16 protein-coding genes, 1 tRNA gene and 1 pseudogene are annotated in these 16975 nt (G+C 73.4%); 8 read left to right on the top strand and 10 right to left on the bottom strand.

Annotated features, from left to right (window positions below; all coding sequences use genetic code 11):
• The 4 genes and pseudogenes from ACFOVU_RS01720 to ACFOVU_RS01705 all read right to left on the bottom strand — a co-directional run.
• Positions 1-2251 (bottom strand): annotated as a pseudogene (locus ACFOVU_RS01720) (exonuclease SbcC); the annotation flags it as partial.
• 265 nt (positions 2252-2516) lie between these two features.
• Complete coding sequence (locus ACFOVU_RS01715; protein WP_378529479.1) at positions 2517-3758, bottom strand: TIGR02678 family protein; 1242 nt, start codon at positions 3756-3758, stop codon at positions 2517-2519.
• Between the two features lie 52 nt (positions 3759-3810).
• Positions 3811-4587 carry a DUF2397 family protein gene (locus ACFOVU_RS01710; RefSeq protein WP_378529478.1) on the bottom strand — a complete coding sequence of 259 codons (777 nt, stop codon included), beginning with the start codon at positions 4585-4587 and terminating at the stop codon, positions 3811-3813.
• A gap of 190 nt (positions 4588-4777) precedes the next feature.
• A complete protein-coding gene (locus tag ACFOVU_RS01705; RefSeq protein WP_378529477.1) occupies positions 4778-5311 on the bottom strand; it encodes a hypothetical protein in 534 nt (177 codons plus the stop codon).
• A gap of 142 nt (positions 5312-5453) precedes the next feature.
• On the opposite strand from ACFOVU_RS01705, the gene ACFOVU_RS01700 reads away from it, so the two are divergent.
• Complete coding sequence (locus ACFOVU_RS01700) at positions 5454-5912, top strand: Zn-ribbon domain-containing OB-fold protein (RefSeq protein ID WP_378529476.1); 459 nt, start codon at positions 5454-5456, stop codon at positions 5910-5912.
• 32 nt (positions 5913-5944) lie between these two features.
• On the top strand, positions 5945-7099 hold the full coding sequence (locus ACFOVU_RS01695; protein ID WP_378529953.1) for a lipid-transfer protein: 1155 nt from the start codon (positions 5945-5947) through the stop codon (positions 7097-7099).
• Positions 7100-7314: 215 nt separating this feature from the next.
• On the opposite strand, the gene ACFOVU_RS01690 is transcribed toward ACFOVU_RS01695, so the two are convergent.
• The 5 genes from ACFOVU_RS01690 to ACFOVU_RS01670 all read right to left on the bottom strand — a co-directional run bounded on the left by ACFOVU_RS01690 (position 7315) and on the right by ACFOVU_RS01670 (position 8760).
• Positions 7315-7575, bottom strand: a complete 261-nt coding sequence (locus tag ACFOVU_RS01690) for a hypothetical protein (RefSeq protein ID WP_378529475.1) — start codon at positions 7573-7575, stop codon at positions 7315-7317.
• A 9-nt stretch (positions 7576-7584) separates the two neighbouring features.
• Positions 7585-7830 (bottom strand): hypothetical protein, encoded by a 246-nt coding sequence (locus ACFOVU_RS01685; protein ID WP_378529474.1) that lies wholly within the window; start codon positions 7828-7830, stop codon positions 7585-7587.
• A gap of 56 nt (positions 7831-7886) precedes the next feature.
• Entirely contained in the window at positions 7887-8138 is a 252-nt protein-coding gene (locus ACFOVU_RS01680) for a hypothetical protein (protein ID WP_378529473.1), read from the bottom strand.
• Positions 8135-8410 carry a hypothetical protein gene (locus tag ACFOVU_RS01675; protein ID WP_378529472.1) on the bottom strand — a complete coding sequence of 92 codons (276 nt, stop codon included), beginning with the start codon at positions 8408-8410 and terminating at the stop codon, positions 8135-8137. Before ACFOVU_RS01675 ends, ACFOVU_RS01680 begins: the two co-directional genes overlap by 4 nt.
• A gap of 268 nt (positions 8411-8678) precedes the next feature.
• Positions 8679-8760, bottom strand: a tRNA-Tyr gene (locus ACFOVU_RS01670).
• A 206-nt stretch (positions 8761-8966) separates the two neighbouring features.
• Here ACFOVU_RS01670 and ACFOVU_RS01665 point away from each other — a divergent pair.
• Complete coding sequence (locus ACFOVU_RS01665) at positions 8967-9464, top strand: YajQ family cyclic di-GMP-binding protein (RefSeq protein WP_378529471.1); 498 nt, start codon at positions 8967-8969, stop codon at positions 9462-9464.
• Positions 9465-9506: 42 nt separating this feature from the next.
• On the opposite strand, the gene ACFOVU_RS01660 is transcribed toward ACFOVU_RS01665, so the two are convergent.
• Positions 9507-10370, bottom strand: coding sequence for a M48 family metalloprotease (locus tag ACFOVU_RS01660; RefSeq protein ID WP_378529470.1), 864 nt, complete (start codon positions 10368-10370; stop codon positions 9507-9509).
• A gap of 496 nt (positions 10371-10866) precedes the next feature.
• Here ACFOVU_RS01660 and ACFOVU_RS01655 point away from each other — a divergent pair, with 496 nt between their 5' ends.
• The 5 genes from ACFOVU_RS01655 to ACFOVU_RS01635 all read left to right on the top strand — a co-directional run bounded on the left by ACFOVU_RS01655 (position 10867) and on the right by ACFOVU_RS01635 (position 16955).
• Complete coding sequence (locus tag ACFOVU_RS01655) at positions 10867-12720, top strand: 2-oxoacid:acceptor oxidoreductase subunit alpha (RefSeq protein WP_378529469.1); 1854 nt, start codon at positions 10867-10869, stop codon at positions 12718-12720.
• A 115-nt stretch (positions 12721-12835) separates the two neighbouring features.
• The gene (locus tag ACFOVU_RS01650; RefSeq protein ID WP_378529952.1) at positions 12836-13822 is read left to right on the top strand and encodes a 2-oxoacid:ferredoxin oxidoreductase subunit beta; all 987 of its coding nucleotides are present in this window, start codon (positions 12836-12838) and stop codon (positions 13820-13822) included.
• A gap of 188 nt (positions 13823-14010) precedes the next feature.
• Positions 14011-15531 carry a fatty acyl-CoA synthetase gene (locus ACFOVU_RS01645; protein WP_378529468.1) on the top strand — a complete coding sequence of 507 codons (1521 nt, stop codon included), beginning with the start codon at positions 14011-14013 and terminating at the stop codon, positions 15529-15531.
• A gap of 52 nt (positions 15532-15583) precedes the next feature.
• Positions 15584-16252 carry an NAD(P)H-binding protein gene (locus ACFOVU_RS01640; RefSeq protein ID WP_378529467.1) on the top strand — a complete coding sequence of 223 codons (669 nt, stop codon included), beginning with the start codon at positions 15584-15586 and terminating at the stop codon, positions 16250-16252.
• A gap of 148 nt (positions 16253-16400) precedes the next feature.
• Positions 16401-16955: a hypothetical protein gene (locus ACFOVU_RS01635; RefSeq protein ID WP_378529466.1), complete on the top strand. Its 555-nt coding sequence runs from the start codon at positions 16401-16403 to the stop codon at positions 16953-16955.
• Positions 16956-16975 lie beyond the last annotated feature (20 nt).

Genomic DNA, 16975 nt, shown 5'->3' with positions numbered 1-16975 from the left:
GCTCGCGCTCCTCGCCCACCGCGGTGTCGCGGCGGGTGCGCAGCTCGTGCAGGAGGGGGTCGACGGCGCTGTGGGCCCGGTCGGCGATGCCGGCGGGCACGTCCGCGTCCAGGACGCGGAGTTCGTCGGTCAGCGGGAGCTCGACCCCTTCGTCGAGAGCGGCCAGGGCGTCGGTGATGTCGTGGTCGGCGGCCGCGGCGCGCAGCCGGGCGCTCCAGTCGCGGACCGCGGCGGCGTAGTCGGCGCTGGCGGTGCGGACGGTGTCGATGGCGGCGCGCTCGCGCTCCTTGGCGCGTTCGAGGGCGGCGTCGGCGGCCTCGGCCTCGCTGTCGAGGGCGGCTTCGCGGCGCTCGGCCGCGGCCCGCTCCACCGCACGCTCGCGCAGCTCCGCGGCCACGGCGATGCGCTCGGCGGCCTCGGTGTCGGCGCGGCCGAACAGGTCGTGCAGTTCGGCGAGGCGGGCGCGCAGCTCCACCACGTCGACACCGGCGACGGGGTCGCGCTCGACGGCCTGCTCCAGGCCCTGGAGGTCGACGTGGGTGACGCTCTCGCGCGGGGCGAGGGTGGTGGGAACGGGGTGCGGGACCTGAGCCTGCGCGGCGGTCGCGACACCGCCGGCGCGGGCGGACTCGGCCAGGCGGCCGTTGAGCCGGCGCAGCTCGGTCAGGGCGCGCTCGATGGCGGCGATGTCGCCCGCGATCCCCTCCTTGGCCTGCTCCTCGGCGGACAGGGCGTAGTCGGCGGCGGCCCAGGTGGCCTCGGCGGCGCGGATGTAGGCGGCGACGGCGGCGTGGCGGGCCTGGTGCTCGTACTCGGTGGGGGCGGGCGCGGACCCGCCGGCGGTCAGGGTGCCGGCGTCGGAGGCGGCGGTGTCGCGGGTGCGGCGCAGCCGGTCGCGCTCCTCCTGCACGCCGCTCTCGACGCCCACGAGGCGGTCGAGCTCCTCGCGCAGCCGGTCGACCTCGGTGTCGCGGTCGCGGTGGGCGTCGATCTGGTCGCGGACCACGCGCGCCTGGGCGCGCAGCCGGCCGTGCAGGTAGCCGCGGTAGTCGGTGAGGAACGACGCGACCTGCTCCTTGGCGGAGGTGAGCGAGCCGAGCCGGGCGCGCGCCTCCTCCAGGTCGGAGATGTTGCGCGCCATTTCGTCCAGGACGGTGTCGTCCATGGGCGGCAGCGCCTCGGCGAGGACCGACACCAGCTCGCCGGCCTCCAGGCGCTCGCCGATGGTGGGGCGGCGCAGCCGGTAGAGGAGGTGGATGAGGTTGCGGTAGCGGACGGGGTCGTCGATGCCGAACAGCTCGCGCATGACGCGGGCGCGGTAGGAGACCGCGGTGTCGTAGCAGTTCTCCGGGCCGACCTCCGTGCGCAGCCGGTCGATGGGCATGGGGCGGCCGTCGGCGATGAGGTGCAGGTCGGTGCCGACGGCGCGGCCGGTGACGAAGAACACGCTGCGGGCGTCGGTGCCCGGGGAGGCGGTGATCGCGGCGCCGAGGGTGATCCGGCCGGGGCGTCCGCCGTCATCGGGGGTGCCGGCGCCGTCGGGGGTGTCCTCGGCGGCGGGGTCGCGGGTGAACTCCACCCAGAGGTAGCCGAGGATCGCGGTGGCGGGTTCGGTGTCCTCGCCCTCGCCCGGCCCGGCGGTGTCGCCGGTGTCGGTGCCCTCGGCGGTGTCGTCCTCGGGCGGTGGCGTGCGGCCGTCGAGCAGGAGCCAGCGCAGGCTGGTGCGGCTGGTGCCGGTGGTGTCGAGCCGCCGGGCGTCGCCGTCGAGGAGGAACGGCAGCAGCATCTCCAGCGCCTTGGACTTCCCGGCGCCGTTGCGTCCGCGCAGCAGCAGCCGGCCGTCGGCGAAGTGGAAGACGTGGTCGTCGTACTGCCAGACGTTCTGGATCCCGGCGCGGGTGAGCCGGTGGCGCGTGCGCGCGTGGGCGGGCGTGGGGTCGCCGGGCGAGGGGTCGGCGCCGGCCTCGGGCCGCGCCGGCTCCGCCTTCGTCCCGCCGGAGGCGGGTGATCCGCCGGCCCGCGAGGCGTCGAGCACATCGGCGGCGCGGCCGGTCCGCGGCGCGGGGGCCCGCGTGCCGCCCAGTGCCGCGGACCCGGGATCGTCCAGCAGGTCGGCCCCGCGCACGCCTGCGGGCGGGGTCACCACCCACCCGCCGGTACCGTCCTGTGCGGCGTCGGCCGCCCCGGGGTCGTTCGCGCCGCCGGGGGGCGTCGGGTCCGCCGTTCGCTCGCTCGCGCTCGCGTCGGTCATCGACCGCCCTCCGCTCCGTGCCGTGCTCTTCCGCCGCTGGGGGTGGTCACCTGCCGCGGCGGTCCTGTCATTGTCCCGGATGGCGAGAGTGCCCGGGGTCGGGTCGGGGGTCGCAGGGTGCGGACGTGCGGGCCGGCCGGCGGGGCTGCGATGCCGCCGCTGTGCGGTCCCGCGCGGCCGGCCGCTCGGGCGAGGGGTCGCCGGGGCGGAAGGGCCCGTTGGACACACGCGGTGCCGGGGCATCCGGTTCGACCGGAATGCCGGGTCACCCCTCTCCCCCGGACGCGGCGTCGGCACCGGCCGGCTCCCCGGCCCCGGTCTCGCCGCCGTAGGAGGGTCTGCCGCCGTACCGGGCGGCGGCGGCGAGCAGGGTCCACCCCTCGTGGCCGCCGCCCGGTGTGCCCCCCGGCCCGCGCATCAGCCCGGTGCCGTGCAGCAGCCGCAGGGCGCGGGCGGCGATGTCGCCGGGGTCGGGGACGTGGCTCACAGCGGAGCGGCCCCAGCGGCGCTGGGCCCCGTCGTCGATGACCGCGCTCAGCTCCTCGTCCAGCACCCCGGCCGGAACGGGGACCCCCGCGACGGGGGCGGCCTCCGGCCGCAGCCGCGCGATCAGCCGCTCCACCAGCAGCAGGGCCGCCTGCCCGGCCGGGTCGGCGCTGGGGAAGGCCACGGTGCGCTCGGTCTCGGCCTCGTCGGGCATGATCAGGGCGATGCCCTCGGCGCGGATCTCGGCGTCGCAGCCGAGCAGGTCGGCGAGTTCGGCGACCGCGCGCCACTGGTGGTGGGCCAGCCGGTCGCGCTGGCGCGGGGTGAGGTCGTCGCGGTAGACGACGGCGGTCTCGGCGAGCATGCGGCGCAGGGCGACCTCTCCGGCGAGGTCGCCCGCCGGGTCGCCGGCCTCCATGCCGCGCACGAAGTCGTCGGCGTCGGCGGTGGAGTGCGGGGGGTGGGCGACCACGCGGCGCACGACCTCGGAATGGACGGTCAGGCGGACGCCGGCACCGGCATCGGCGGCGTAGTCGCCCAGCGTGCCCTCGGCCGGTGTCACGGCGCCCCAGCCGGCCAGGTGGCGCAGCGCGGCGACGAAGGCGCGCCGCTCCCCCATGCGGTCGCGGGGGTCGAAGTCGAGCCCGGCCTCGGCCGCGGCGGCGTGCACGTCGGCCGCCAGGCGGGCGACGGTCAGCGACCGCGGCGCCTCGACCAGCGCGGCCAGGCACAGCGCGAGGTGGGCGTAGGTGCGCGGGGAGAACTGGGCGCCGCTGTGCCGGGCGAGCGGCCGCGTGACCGGCCCGACCAGCCCGGTCTTCGCCAGGCGCGCGTGGTCGGCGGCGACGGTCAGGTCGTAGCCGAGGACCCGGCGGAAGCGCTGGATGAGCCAGTCGGAGTGGGATCGCACGACCGCGAAGTCGTCGGGGTGGGTGCGGGCGGTGATGAGGGGGTCGGCGAGCAGCCGCCGGGCCGCCGCCTGGCGCTCGCCGATGAGTGCGATGTCCTCATGCGACGTCACTGGTGATCTCGTCTCCTGCTCGGTGGGCGGTCGCCGGGTGCGCGCCGCGGGCTCACGCGTGGCGCACCAGGCGGGGGCCGGAGCCGGGGTCGTCCTGGCCCGCGGTGCCGCCGTCGGCGGCCGCGAACGGGGTGACCCACAGGCACAGCCCCTCAAGGGTGAGGTCGCCGCCGCTCGCACGCATGCTGATGGTGGCCTCGGGGACGTGCCGCACGTGCAGGCGGATGCCGAGCTCGAGGTCGCCCGCCGACACCGCGGAGCGCGTGGCGTCGCCGGAGCCCAGCGCGGCCGTCAGCAGCTCCATGAGGACGTCCAGCGCGGCGCTGGAGAGGTGGAGCCGGGAATCGGTGCCCGTGGGCTCGGCGAGGACCCGGCGGGCCTCCTGGGCGGCCGAGCGGCGCCAGTGGGCGGACGACTCGGCGGCGTCGCGCAGCCGCGCCCGCTGGTCGCCGTGGAAGCGCACCGGGGCGGCGGGCAGCGCGCTGCTCAGCCGCGCGGCGGCGGTGTGCGCCAGCGGCGCGTCCCACCAGCTCGCGGTGGCGGCGACGGACTCCTCCTCGCCGGAGCCGCCGAGGTGGGTTGCGGCGTGCATGCCGAAGGCCGCGGTGAAGATCGCGTGGGCGGTGGCGTCGTCGGCCGCCTCGAACCAGCCGGCCAGGCGCAGGAGCGCCGCGCGGCCGTGCCGGGGCACCGGCCCCTCGGGGTCGGTCTGCGGGTCGCGGCCGGTCCCGGGGGCGGGCGCCGGCCGGTGGCCGTGCGGCACGGCCGACCGCCCTCGCGCGGTCGCGTCGGCGAGGGGCGGCGGCACCTGGTTCGCTGAGTCACCCACAACTCAGCAGACTAAAGACCCCGGGCCGCTGCCGCGCCCAAAATCCGGTTCTCCGGGGCCGTAACGCGCCGAAGAAGTAACGCTTGACCTGCGATTGGACGATCGGCCGTATTTCTTGGCGGCCCGTGTCCGCGCCATGGACGGGCCCCGGCCGGGGCCCGTCCCCGAGGGCCGCCGCGCCGCGATCCGGTCACCGGGAGGTGGGCAGCATCAGGCGGCCCTGGTCGGCGTCGGTCATGCGCTGTCGCATGTCCTCCGGGAGGTCGCCGCTGTCGGTGATCTCATAGGTGGTGAAGTACTCCGTGCCCTCGACGTCCTGCGGCTCCGTGAGCTCCACCACGACCTCGTAGGGGCGGTCCTGGCAGCCGGGCAGGCACCAGGTGCCCGAGAGCCGGCCCCGGGCCTCGGCGGAATCGGGCTCCCACGTCCGCCAGGTCAGCCCGGTGAAGGTGGTGAACTCCGACGCGGTGAGTCCGGCCGGTTCCCGGTCGGGGCGGCCCGGCTCGTCGCCGTAGGTGTTGAAGACGAAGACGTCGGCGCCGGAGGACGGGGACGCCTCGGGCGGGGCGGATGCCGTCTCCTCAGCGGGGACCGACTGCGTCTCCTCGGGGGCGGGCGGGAGCGACGTGCCGTCATCGGACGGCCCGCCCTCGGCCCCCGAGCACCCGGCGAGCAGTACGAAGGGGCTCACGAGCGCGATCACGGCCGCGTGCGTCGTCCTCATGCGTCCTCCAACATCCCCGCCGGCCCGGCCGGCGGCGCCCGGGGTCACTGTGTGCGCCAGCCTACGCACGCGGCGCAATCGGGGCGGGTGCGCCGCGCCCGGACCGTCGACCAACCAAGCGCTTGGCTGTTATACATGGTGGATGAGCGCCACACGCCTGCCGGCCGTGGACGGCTGGTTCGCCTCCGGGCCCGACGGCCTCCATCTCATCGGCACCCGCTGCACCGCCTGCGCGACCGTGCACTTCCCGCCCGAGCCCCGCTTCTGCCGGAATCCGCGCTGCCCCGGCGGCGAACTCCCCGACGTCCCGTTGTCGCGGCGCGGACGGGTCTGGTCCTACACCGACTGCCGCTATCCACCGCCCCCGCCGTTCGCCGCCCCCGACCCCTTCGTCCCCTTCGCCCTGGCGGCGGTCGAGCTGGCCGCCGAGGGCATCATCGTGCTCGGCCGGGTCGCCCCCGGGACCGCCGCGGCCGATCTCAGCGTGGGCTGTGAGATGGAACTCGTCGAAGGCGATCTGCCGGCCGGTGACACGGGCCCGGCCGCCCCCGTCCACACCGTGTGGAACTGGCGGCCCCTCCCCCGAGGGGGCGCGGGGTGAGCGCCGACGAGGTCGTCATCGCGGGCATCGGCATGCACCCCTGGGGCAAATGGGGGCGCGACTTCACCGAGTACGGCGTGGCCGCCGCACGAGCCGCCCTCGCCGACGCCGGGGTCGACCGCACCGAGATCGGCTTCCTGGCCGGGGCCGGGACCATCCGCAACGGCTACCCCGGGTTCATCGCCGGCGCCGCCATCGCCCGGGCCCTGGGCTGGGCGGGGGAACGGGTCACCACCTCCTACGCCGCCTGCGCCGGCGGGGCGCACGCGATCGGGGCGGCCCGGGCGCAGATCCTGGCCGGGCTGTGCGACGTCGCCCTCGTCGTGGGCGCCGACTCCGCGCCCAAGGGGTTCTTCGCCCCCGTGGGCGGCGAGCGGCCCGGCGACCCCGACTGGCTGCGGTTCCGGGTGCTGGGCGCGACCAACCCCGTCTACTTCGCGCTCGCGGCCCGGCGGCGCATGGCGGTGCACGGCAGCACGCCGGCGGACTTCGCCGCGGTGAAGGCCAAGAACAGCCGCCACGGGGCGGCCAACCCCCATGCGCGCTACCGGTCCGAGGTCACCGCGGAGCAGGTGCTGACGTCGCCCATGGTCGCCGACCCCCTGCACCTGCTGGACATCTGCGCCACCAGCGACGGCGCCGCGGCCCTCGTCCTGACCGGGCGCGACCGCGCCCGCCGGCTCGGCCGCGAGGGGGTGGGCCTGGCCGCCGTCGCGACCGTCTCCCCGCGCTTCCCCGAACCCGACCTGGCCATGCCGGACTTCGCCACCGACTCCCGCGCGGCGGCCGATCCCCCCGAGGTGCCGTTCCGCGCCGCCATCGCCGCGGCCGCCTACGAGGAGGCGGGCGTGGCGCCAGCGGACCTCGACCTCGCCGAGGTCTACGACCTGTCAACGGCGATGGAGCTGGACTGGTACGAGGACATCGGGCTGTGCCCGCCGGGCGGCGCTGAGGCGCTGCTGCACGACGGCGCGACCGCCATCGGCGGCCGGATCCCCGTCAACCCGAGCGGGGGCCTGGCGAGCTTCGGCGAGGCGGTGCCGGCCCAGGCCATCGCCCAGGTCTGCGAACTGGCCCGGCAGATCGGCGGCCGGGCCGGGCCGCGTCAGGTGGAGGGAGCCCGGGTCGGGATCGCGGTGAACCAGGGGCTGTTCGGCCACGGCTCGGCGGTGGTCGTGCGCGGGTGACACCCGTAAGAGCCCCCCGCACAACGGGAATCCCCCGGCCCCGTGCGCTGCACGGGACCGGGGGATCCGAACCCCTGGATCGGCCGGGTGGCCTGGCGCCTCCGGGGCGGCCACCGGTCACGCCGACCGGTTCTACTTCTTCTGCACCCCCGCGGAACGTCGCCGCCCGGTCGTCACCGGAGGGCGGGGGTTCCGCCGGGGGTCACCGACTCGTCTCAGTCGTCGAGGTTGGTGGCGATCGGGCCGTTGACGCAGTCGCCGGTGGTCTGCGGCGACAGAACCGGAACGGTGACACCGATCAGCGCGCTGACGTTCGCGTTGCACGCCTCGACCGGGATCAGCTGGAGGTTCTGGTTGTACTGCTGGTCGCCGTCGTAGTCGCCGCCGTGGCCGCCGGCCATTGCGGGCGTGGCGGACATGACGACACCGATGGCGGCACCGGCCACGAGACCCGCGATACCGAGCTTGCGCAGCATGTTCTTCCCCTACTCGATGTTGGTGCTGATCGGGCCGTTGACGCAGTCGCCGGTGGTCTGCGGCGACAGAACCGGGATGGTGATACCGATCAGCGCGCTGATGTTCGGGTTGCACAGCTCGATCGGAATTGCCTGAAGGTTCTGGTTGTACTGCTGGTCGCCGTCGTAGTCGCTCGCCATTGCGGGCGTACCGGACATGACGACACCGATGGCGGCGCCAGCGACGAGGCCTGCGATTCCCAGTTTGCGCAGCATCTGGATTCCTTTCCCAGTGAGAAGCCTGTGACGGACTCGGATTCGAGTTCCGCGGACTAGTCCTCGACGTTGGTGGCGATCGGACCGTTCACGCAGTCGCCCGTGGTCTGCGGGGACAGGATCGGAACGGTGACACCCAGCACCGAGACGTTGGCGTTGCACACCTGGATCGGAACCAGCTGCAAGTTCTGGTTGAACTGCTGGTCTCCCCCGTAGCTCCCATGGTCGCTCGCCTGAGCAGGCGAGGCCATGAGCATGGCGCCCATCGCGGTGGCGGCGATCAGGGCCGCAGCGGTCAGCTTCTTCATGTGATTCCCCCGAGTAAATAAACGAGGATGGAAAAACGCCCGCAGGCGTCCTGGTCGCGGTGGACGTGGCAATCATCGACCGACACGGCGATTTTTGTCAACGCCAAAAACAGGAAAATCAAAATGTCCAGTTCACCCGATGGGCGCATATTTCTCGCCGTCAGAGAAGAATGACGGTAGATAAATTTACCGGCGCTTCCCGATTGCTGGGCGTGTCCTTTGACGTCCCCTTCGCCGGTTGCCTGTTCCTTTGCCGGGACGCGTCCGCACAAAGGCGACACCCGACACCGGCGCGGACGATCATCCGGGGGCACGGCGCGTCGGCGGAACACGGCCGGGAACGGCGCAGCGCGCGAACGAGTACACGACGAACACCCGCCCCGGGCCCCGCGAAGAGGAGGCCACCCGATTACGGGCACACCGAAATCACCCCGGCGCCCACACGGGCGCAGGGGCACGGGCACACAAGAAGGCGTCGCCCCGAAAACAGACAAGACCCCGGGACCGGTACACACCGGTCAACGGGGTCTTATCCCTGGGTGGCAGGTGTAGGGTTCGAACCTACGTAGGCTGAGCCGGCGGATTTACAGTCCGCTCCCTTTGGCCACTCGGGCAACCTGCCTGGGGTGCGGCGGCTCTGGGCCGCGGCGCATGCATGAGGATAGCGGATATCCGGTGCGGACACGAAATCGATAACGGCGGCCCTCCGGTGGCGGCGCGGCCGCGGTGGCCGACGGTGCCCGGCTAAGCTCGGGTGCTGCCGCAGACGGCGCGCCCCGCGGCGGGCCGGCTGCTCTGACCACCCGTCCTGTGAGAATGAGAGCGCACGTGGCCGCTGAATCCAGTTTCGACGTCGTATCCAAGCTCGACCGGCAAGAGGTCGACAACGCGCTGAACCAGGCGGCAAAGGAGCTGTCCCAGCGCTTCGACTTCAAGGGGACCGGGGCCGCCATCTCGTGGTCGGGCGACCAGGGCGTGGAGATCCGCGCCAACTCCGAGGAGCGCGTGAACGCGGCCCTCGACGTCTTCAAGAGCAAGCTGATCGCGCGCAAGGTGTCCCTGAAGGTCCTCGACACCGACGGCGAGCCCAAGCCCTCGGGCAAGGAGTACCGGCTGCCGATCGCCCTCAAGGAGGGCATCGCCTCGGACGACGCCAAGAAGATCTCCAAGATCATCCGCGATGAGGGCCCCAAGGGCGTCAAGGCCCAGATCCAGGGCGAGGAGCTGCGCGTCAGCTCCAAGAAGAAGGACGACCTCCAGTCCGTCATGACCCTGCTCAAGGACAAGGACCTCGACGTCGCCCTCCAGTTCGTGAACTACCGCTGACGACGATCCCCCGTGCCCGTCCTGCCCCCGCGGGGGCAGGGCTCAGGGCATCTCCCATTCCGCGGCCAGCGCGCGCAGGCGGCGGATGCGTTCGGCCGTGGGGGGGTGGGCGGAGAACAGCCGTCCCATGCCGCGGTCGGGGAACGGGTGGGCGATCATCAGGTGCGCCGAGGCCAGGAGCGGCCGTTCGGCGGGCAGCGGGTGGGTGCGGGCGCCGACCTCGATCCGGCGCAGCGCGCTGGCCAGGCCGATCGGGTCGCCGGTGAGCCGCGCGGCGTCGGTGTCGGCCCGGTGTTCGCGCGCCCGGCTCACCCCGAGGTGGATCACGGCGGCCGCGATCGGGCCGAGCATTAGGAACAGCAGCTCACTCAGCAGCCCGGGGCCGTCATCGTCGTCGGAATCGCCGAAGGGCAGCAGCAGCGCGAGCGCCGTGAGCGAGCCGATGATCGCGGCGACGGTCGCGGCGACCGAGCACACCAGGGTGTCGCGGCGCCGCACGTGGGCGAGTTCGTGGGCGATGACGCCGCGCAGTTCGCGCTCGCTGAGCAGGCGCAGCAGCCCCGTGGTGCAGCAGATGACCGCCGAGCGGGGGCTGTGGCCGGTGGCGAAGGCGTTGGGCGAGGCCGTGGGCGACAGGTACACCTTGGGCATGGGCTGGCGCGCCTCGGTGGCGAGCTCGCGGACGATCCGGTAGAGGACCGGCTGCTCGATCTCGCTGATCGGCCGGGCCCGCATCGCGCGCAGCGCGGCGGTGGAGCCGTAGAAGTAGACCAGGCCGTTGATCGCCACGGCGACGACGATGCCGAACTGGAGGCCCTTGCTCCCGGCGAAGGCCCATCCGGCGAGGATGGCGACCCCCGAGACCCCTGCGAGCAGGGCCGCGGCACGGAACGTGTTGCGGTGCACGACGGCTCACGGCCTCCTTCCCATCGCACGGCCCCCTCCAGGCCGGTCACTCAGTCGAACGCGCGGATCGGGGTGTTGCGTTCCCGGCAGGCGGCGGTGAACGGTACGAACCCCTGCGGGGCGGACCAGCGGCGTCCCCGCCGTCCGCCCGACGGGCGCACGTGTGACATCCCCCACCCACCCCCGGTCCCGCCGAGGGCGACGACCTATAGTGCGAGAGTGGCTGTCATCACGTTGATCACCACACCGGGGGCATTGCTCGTGATCCGTCGACATGTGGACCTCGCCCGCACCGCCAGCGCGCTGTGTCGGGCCCGGCCCTGACCACGCGCCCATCGTTCCAGGCGCCCCCTCTCCAGGACCCCGCTCCAACCCCGATCGGGTCCCGTCACCGCTTCCCTCCCGGCGCCCGCCGGCGGCTCACGGTGGTGGCGCGGGCCGTGGCAACCGGGCCGCACCGCGCGTTCGCGGCCCACCGAGGAGGTCGGCGATCTCAGTGACCAAACAGGTCAAACGACTCGATCGCGTCATCATCCGATTCGCAGGCGACTCCGGCGACGGCATGCAGCTGACCGGCGACCGGTTCACTCAGGAGACCGCGTCGTTCGGCAACGACCTGTCGACCCTGCCCAACTTCCCGGCCGAGATCCGCGCCCCGGCGGGCACCCTGCCGGGGGTCTCCAGCTTCCAGCTGCACTTCGCCGACCACGACATCATGACCCCCGGCGACGCCCCCGATGTGCTGGTGGCCATGAACCCCGCGGCGCTCAAGGCCAACGTCGAGGACCTGCCGCCGGGTGCGACCGTGATCGTCAACACCGACGAGTTCACCAAGCGCAGCCTGGCGAAGGTCGGCTACGCCGCCGACCCGGTGGCCGACGGCTCGCTGTCGGGCTTCAAGCTCAGCCCGGTGCCGCTGACGTCGCTGACGGTCGAGGCCCTTTCGGGCATCGACGTGTCCAAGAAGGACGCCGAGCGGGCCAAGAACATGTTCGCGCTGGGCCTGCTGTCGTGGATGTACAACCGCCCCACCGAGGGCACGCTCGGCTTCCTCAAGGCGAAGTTCGCGCGCAAGCCGGCCATCCTGGCCGCCAACATCGCGGCCTTCCAGGCCGGCTGGAACTTCGGCGAGACCACCGAGGACTTCGCGGTCTCCTACGAGATCGAGCCGGCCCCGCTGCCCTCCGGGACCTACCGCAACATCACGGGCAACCTCGCGCTGTCCTACGGCCTGGTGGCCGGGTCGCGGCTGTCGGGGCTGCCGCTGTTCCTCGGTTCCTACCCGATCACCCCGGCCTCCGACATCCTCCACGAGCTGTCCAAGCACAAGCGGTTCGGGGTGCGCACCTTCCAGGCCGAGGACGAGATCGCCGGGGTGGGCGCCGCGCTGGGCGCCGCGTTCGGCGGCTCCCTCGGGGTGACCACCACATCGGGGCCCGGCATGGTCCTCAAGGGCGAGACCCTGGGCCTGGCGGTCATGACCGAGCTGCCGCTGCTGGTGATCGACGTGCAGCGCGCCGGGCCCAGCACCGGGATGCCCACCAAGACCGAGCAGGCCGACCTGCTGCTGGCCATGTTCGGGCGCAACGGGGAGTCCCCGGTGCCGGTGCTGGCGCCGCGGTCGCCCGCCGACTGCTTCGACATCGCGATCGAGGCCACCCGGATCGCCACCGCCTACCGCACCCCGGTGATCGTGCTGTCCGACGGGTACCTGGCCAACGGCTCCGAGCCGTGGCGCATCCCCGACACCGCCGACCTGCCGGACCTGTCCGTCCAGTTCGCGACCGCGCCCAACGGCGACGGCGACGCGTTCCTTCCCTACCGCCGCGACCCCGGCACCCTCGCCCGCCCGTGGGCGGTGCCGGGGACACCGGGGCTCGAGCACCGGATCGGCGGCATCGAGAAGGCCGACGGCTCCGGCGATATCTCCTACAGCCCCGCCAACCACGACCTGATGGTGCGCTCGCGCCAGGCCAAGATCGACGGCATCGCGCGCGACATAGCCCCGCTGGAGGTCGACGACCCCACCGGCACGGCGAAGGTGCTGGTCCTGGGCTGGGGCGGCACCTACGGGTCGATCGCCGCCGGCGTGCGCCGGGTGCGCCGCGCCGGCGGCGAGGTCGCACAGGCCCACCTGCGCCACCTCAACCCGTTCCCGGAGAACCTGGGCGCGGTCCTGCGCTCCTATGACCGGGTGCTCGTCCCCGAGATCAACCTCGGTCAGCTGTCCCTGCTGCTGCGCGGCAGGTTCCTGGTCGACGTCATCGGCTACACGAAGGTCCGCGGGCTGCCGTTCAAGGCCGAAGAGCTGGCGGGCGTGATTCAGGAGGTCATCGACCGTGCGGAGTGACAACGGGACCGGAGCGGGCGCGGGGACCAACGGCGCAGGGACCAACGGCGCGGGAACCACCGGCGAGGGGTTCAAGGGCCTCAAGCTCGTCCCGCGCGGCGATACCGCCTACAAGATGAAGGACTTCAAGTCCGACCAGGACGTGCGCTGGTGCCCGGGCTGCGGCGACTACGCGATCCTCGCCGCGTTCCAGGGCTTCCTGCCGGAGCTGGGGGTGCCGCGCGAGAACATCGTGATCGTGTCGGGCATCGGCTGCTCGTCGCGGTTCCCCTACTACCTGAGCACCTACGGCATGCACTCGATCCACGGCCGCGCGCCGGCGATCGCCACCGGCCTGGCGGCCAGCCGGCCCGACCTGTCGGTGTGGGTCATCACGGGCGACGGCGACGGCCTGTCGATCGGCGGCAACCACCTGATCCACGCGCTGCGCCGCAACGTCAACATCAACGTGCTGCTGTTCAACAACCGGATCTACGGGCTGACCAAGGGCCAGTACTCCCCCACCTCCGAGTCCGGGAAGATCACCAAGTCGTCGCCGATGGGGTCGCTGGACTCCCCGTTCAACCCGGTGTCGCTGGCGCTGGGCGCCGAGGCGGGGTTCGTGGCGCGCACCGTCGACTCCGACCGCAAGCACCTCACCGGGGTGCTGCGCGCCGCGGCCGACCACGAGGGCGCCTCGTTCGTCGAGATCTACCAGAACTGCCCGATCTTCAACGACGACGCGTTCGCGCCCCTCAAGGACGCCGGGGAGCGCGACTCCCGGCTGCTGCGGATGGAGCACGGCGAGCCGCTGCGCATCGGTGCCGACCGGGGCGTGGTCATGGGCGACTACGGGGAGCTGCGCGTCGCCGACATCGCCGAAGTCGGCGAGGACCGGGTCCTCCGGCACGACGCCCATCGCGCCGATCCCGGCTACGCGTTCGCGCTGTCGCGGCTGGACCGCCCGGCGTTCGCGCACGTCCCGGTCGGGGTGTTCCGCGATGTGCAGCGGCCGGCCTACGACGACCTGATGCGGGAGCAGATCGACGGCGCCCGCGCCGCGCAGGGCGACGGCGACCTCGCCGCGCTGCTCGGCGGGGGCGACACCTGGACGGTGGGGTAGGAGGAAGGCCCCCGCACCTGCGCCGCCGGGGCGCGCTCCGCCCGCCCCGCCCGCGACTCCTGGCCTCCGGCGGGCCGCGCCTTTAGGTTGGTGTGCGACACGTCACGTGCGCGGCGTGGTCCGCCCGGCCGGGCACGGCCGGCCGGGCCGGTCAGGTGGGAGGCGGCATGGGGGCCGGGGATGGGGCAATGACGACTTCGAGCACGGTCGACGGCATCGTGCACCGGACGGCGGCGCGGACGCCCGATCGGGTGGCGGTGCGCTTCGCCGACCGGGTGTGGACCTACGCGGAGCTGGACCGCGGGGTGAGCCGGGTGGCGGCCTGGCTCCTGGGCCTCGGGCTGACCCGGGGCGACCGCGTCGCCGCCTATGGCCGCAACTCCGACGCCTACCTGCTGGCGTTCCTGGGCTGCGCCCGCGCGGGGCTCGTGCACGTCCCGGTGAACAACGGCCTGAGCGGGGCGGAGCTGAGCTACCTGCTCGCCCAGTCGGGCAGCACCCTGGTGCTCACCGACCCCAACCTCGCCGGCCGGGTCGAGGACGTGCGCTCCGAGATCCCGGCGCGCGAGGTGCTGGCCTTGCGCGGCGCCCCAGAGTCGGTCCTGGAGGTCGCCCGCGACGCCGACGCCACCGAGGACGTCCTCGAACACATCGCCGACACCGACCTCGTCCAGCTGCTCTACACGTCGGGCACCACCTCGCAGCCCAAGGGCGCGATGATGAGCCACCGCGCCCTGGTGCACGAGTACATGAGCTGCCTGCACGCGCTGGACATCGAGGAGTCCGACCACCTGCTGCACGCGCTGCCGATGTACCACTCGGCGCAGATGCACGTCTTCCTGCTGCCGGCGCTGGCAGCGGGGGCGGTCAACGACATCGTCGAGGCCCCGGAGCCGGCGGATCTGCTGCGGCGGATCGAGCGCGACGGCATCACCTCGTTCTTCGCGGCGCCGACGGTGTGGGTGGCACTGACCAACCACCCCGACTTCGTCGAGCGCGACCTGTCGGGGCTGCGCCGGGCCTACTACGGAGCGGCGATCATGCCGGTTCCGGTGCTGCGCCGGATCCGGCGGCGCTACCCGGGGCTGGGCTTCTACAACTGCTTCGGGCAGAGCGAGATCGGCCCGCTGGCCGCGGTGCTGCGCCCCGAGGAGCACGTCGAGGAGCGGATGGACTCCTGCGGCCGGCCGGTGCTCTTCGTCGAGGCGCGGCTCGTCGACGAGGACGGCGCCGACGTTGCCGACGGCGAGCCGGGGGAGATCGTGTACCGCTCCCCGCAGCTGTGCGACGGGTACTGGGACAAGCCCGAGGAGACCGCCGAGGCGTTCCGCGACGGCTGGTTCCGCTCCGGCGACGTCGCACGCCGCGACTCCGCCGGGTACCTCACCATCGTCGACCGGGTGAAGGACGTCATCAACACCGGCGGGGTGCTCGTGGCGTCGCGCGAGGTCGAGGACGCGCTCTACCTGCATCCGGCGGTGGCCGAGGTCGCGGTCATCTCGGTGCCCGACGACACGTGGGGCGAGGCCGTGACCGCCGTCGCCGTCCTCAAGGGCGAGGCCACCGAGGAGGAGCTGATCGAGTTCGCCCGCGGCCGGCTGGCGGGCTTCAAGGTGCCCAAGCGGGTCCTGCTCGTCGACGAGCTGCCGCGCAACGGCAGCGGGAAACTGCTCAAGCGGCTGCTGCGCGAGCGGTTCGTGCCGTCCTGAGTCCTGGCGGCGGAGCCCCCGGCCCGCTCCCAGGGCGCGTAGCCTGCGGGGTATGCGTATTGTCATCGCCGGAGGACACGGCAAGATCGCCCTGAGGCTGGAACGGCTGCTGGCCGACCGCGGGGACTCCCCCGTGGGACTCATCCGCAACCCGGACCACGCCGGCGACGTGCGCGCCGCCGGCGCCGAGCCCGTGGTCGTCGACCTGGAGGACACCACCGTCACCCGGCTGACCGAGAAGGTCATGGGCGCCGACGCCGTGGTGTTCGCAGCGGGCGCCGGGCCCGGCAGCGGTGCGGCGCGCAAGACCACGGTCGACCGCGACGCCGCGGCGCTGCTGGCCGACGCCGCGTCGCTGGCGGGGGTGCGGCGCTACGTCATGGTGTCGGCCATCGCGGTCGACGAGGGCCCGCCGCCCGGGTCCGACCCGGTGTTCGCCGCATACGTCGAGGCCAAGCGCGCGGCCGATGACGACCTCCGCGGCCGTAGCCTGGAGACCGACTGGACGATCCTGCGGCCGGGGCGCCTGACCGACGATCCGGGAACCGGACGGGTACGGCTCGCGCCCAAGGTCGAGAGGGGGGAGGTCACCCGGCAGGACGTGGCCGCCGTGGTCGCCGCCGTGCTGGACGAGCCGGCGACGATCGGTCAGGTCCTGGAACTGGTGGGCGGTCCGACACCGATAGACGAAGCAGTGGCGTCGGTCCGGAACCGGCCGTGAGCGGGAGCTTGTGGCCATAACCCCGCATAGGGGGCATCATGGGTGGCGAAGCGGCCAGTCGGCCGACTCCTCGACGGACGTGGAAGACGGGCAATTGGGCTCGACGGGCTCGCGAGCGCCCCAGAGAGCAGATGGGTACGGTTGATCAATGAGCGTCACGCAGGTCGTGAGGGACAGCACCGTCGTCGAGCACGCCAAGGTCGCTGCGCAGCAGAACCGCCGGATGTTCATCATCCAGCTGGACGTCAACAGCTATGACGAGGAGTCCAGCAAGGTCCGCCCCGGGCTGACCCGCATCCTCGAAGGCATCGAGGAAGCCGGGTGGCGGCTGGACCAGACCGCCCCGAGCACCGGCGCCGAAGGGGCGACCACCCGGCTGTTCATCTTCCGGCCCGAGCCGAAGAGCGACGCCGCCCCCGCCGAGGAGGCCAAGCCGGAGAAGGCGAAGGACGCATCGGGGGAGCAGCAGGCCTACCAGCAGCACCCCACGGGCGGCCAGCAGCAGGACCCCTACGCCGGCTACCAGTACCAGACCGGCCAGCAGTACGGCCAGGGCTACCAGCAGCCGGGCTACGGCCAGCAGGGGTACGACCCCCAGCAGGGGTATGGCCAGCAGCAGGGCTACCAGCAGGGATACGGTCAGCAGCAGCCGGGCTACGGCCAGCAGTACCCGCCGGGATACGGCCAGCAGCAGGGCTGGTGACCCGGCCTTCCGACAGGCGG

Origin of the sequence: Nocardiopsis sediminis (genome assembly GCF_042650565.1) — a bacterium.
Taxonomy (GTDB): Bacteria; Actinomycetota; Actinomycetes; order Streptosporangiales; family Streptosporangiaceae; genus Nocardiopsis_B; species Nocardiopsis_B sediminis.
This window is presented reverse-complemented; position numbering and strand designations above follow the sequence as displayed.

What these genes read in the sequence shown, in the direction of transcription:
- ACFOVU_RS01680 (WP_378529473.1), bottom strand. Translation starts at nt 8,138, where the DNA reads ATGAAGAAGCTGACCGCTGCGGCCCTGATCGCCGCCACCGCGATGGGC.
- ACFOVU_RS01640 (WP_378529467.1), top strand. Translation starts at nt 15,584, where the DNA reads ATGCGTATTGTCATCGCCGGAGGACACGGCAAGATCGCCCTGAGGCTG.
- ACFOVU_RS01690 (WP_378529475.1), bottom strand. Translation starts at nt 7,575, where the DNA reads ATGCTGCGCAAGCTCGGTATCGCGGGTCTCGTGGCCGGTGCCGCCATC.
- ACFOVU_RS01685 (WP_378529474.1), bottom strand. Translation starts at nt 7,830, where the DNA reads ATGCTGCGCAAACTGGGAATCGCAGGCCTCGTCGCTGGCGCCGCCATC.
- ACFOVU_RS01650 (WP_378529952.1), top strand. Translation starts at nt 12,836, where the DNA reads ATGAAGGACTTCAAGTCCGACCAGGACGTGCGCTGGTGCCCGGGCTGC.
- ACFOVU_RS01700 (WP_378529476.1), top strand. Translation starts at nt 5,454, where the DNA reads ATGAGCGCCACACGCCTGCCGGCCGTGGACGGCTGGTTCGCCTCCGGG.
- ACFOVU_RS01645 (WP_378529468.1), top strand. Translation starts at nt 14,011, where the DNA reads ATGACGACTTCGAGCACGGTCGACGGCATCGTGCACCGGACGGCGGCG.
- ACFOVU_RS01705 (WP_378529477.1), bottom strand. Translation starts at nt 5,311, where the DNA reads ATGAGGACGACGCACGCGGCCGTGATCGCGCTCGTGAGCCCCTTCGTA.
- ACFOVU_RS01635 (WP_378529466.1), top strand. Translation starts at nt 16,401, where the DNA reads ATGAGCGTCACGCAGGTCGTGAGGGACAGCACCGTCGTCGAGCACGCC.
- ACFOVU_RS01695 (WP_378529953.1), top strand. Translation starts at nt 5,945, where the DNA reads ATGCACCCCTGGGGCAAATGGGGGCGCGACTTCACCGAGTACGGCGTG.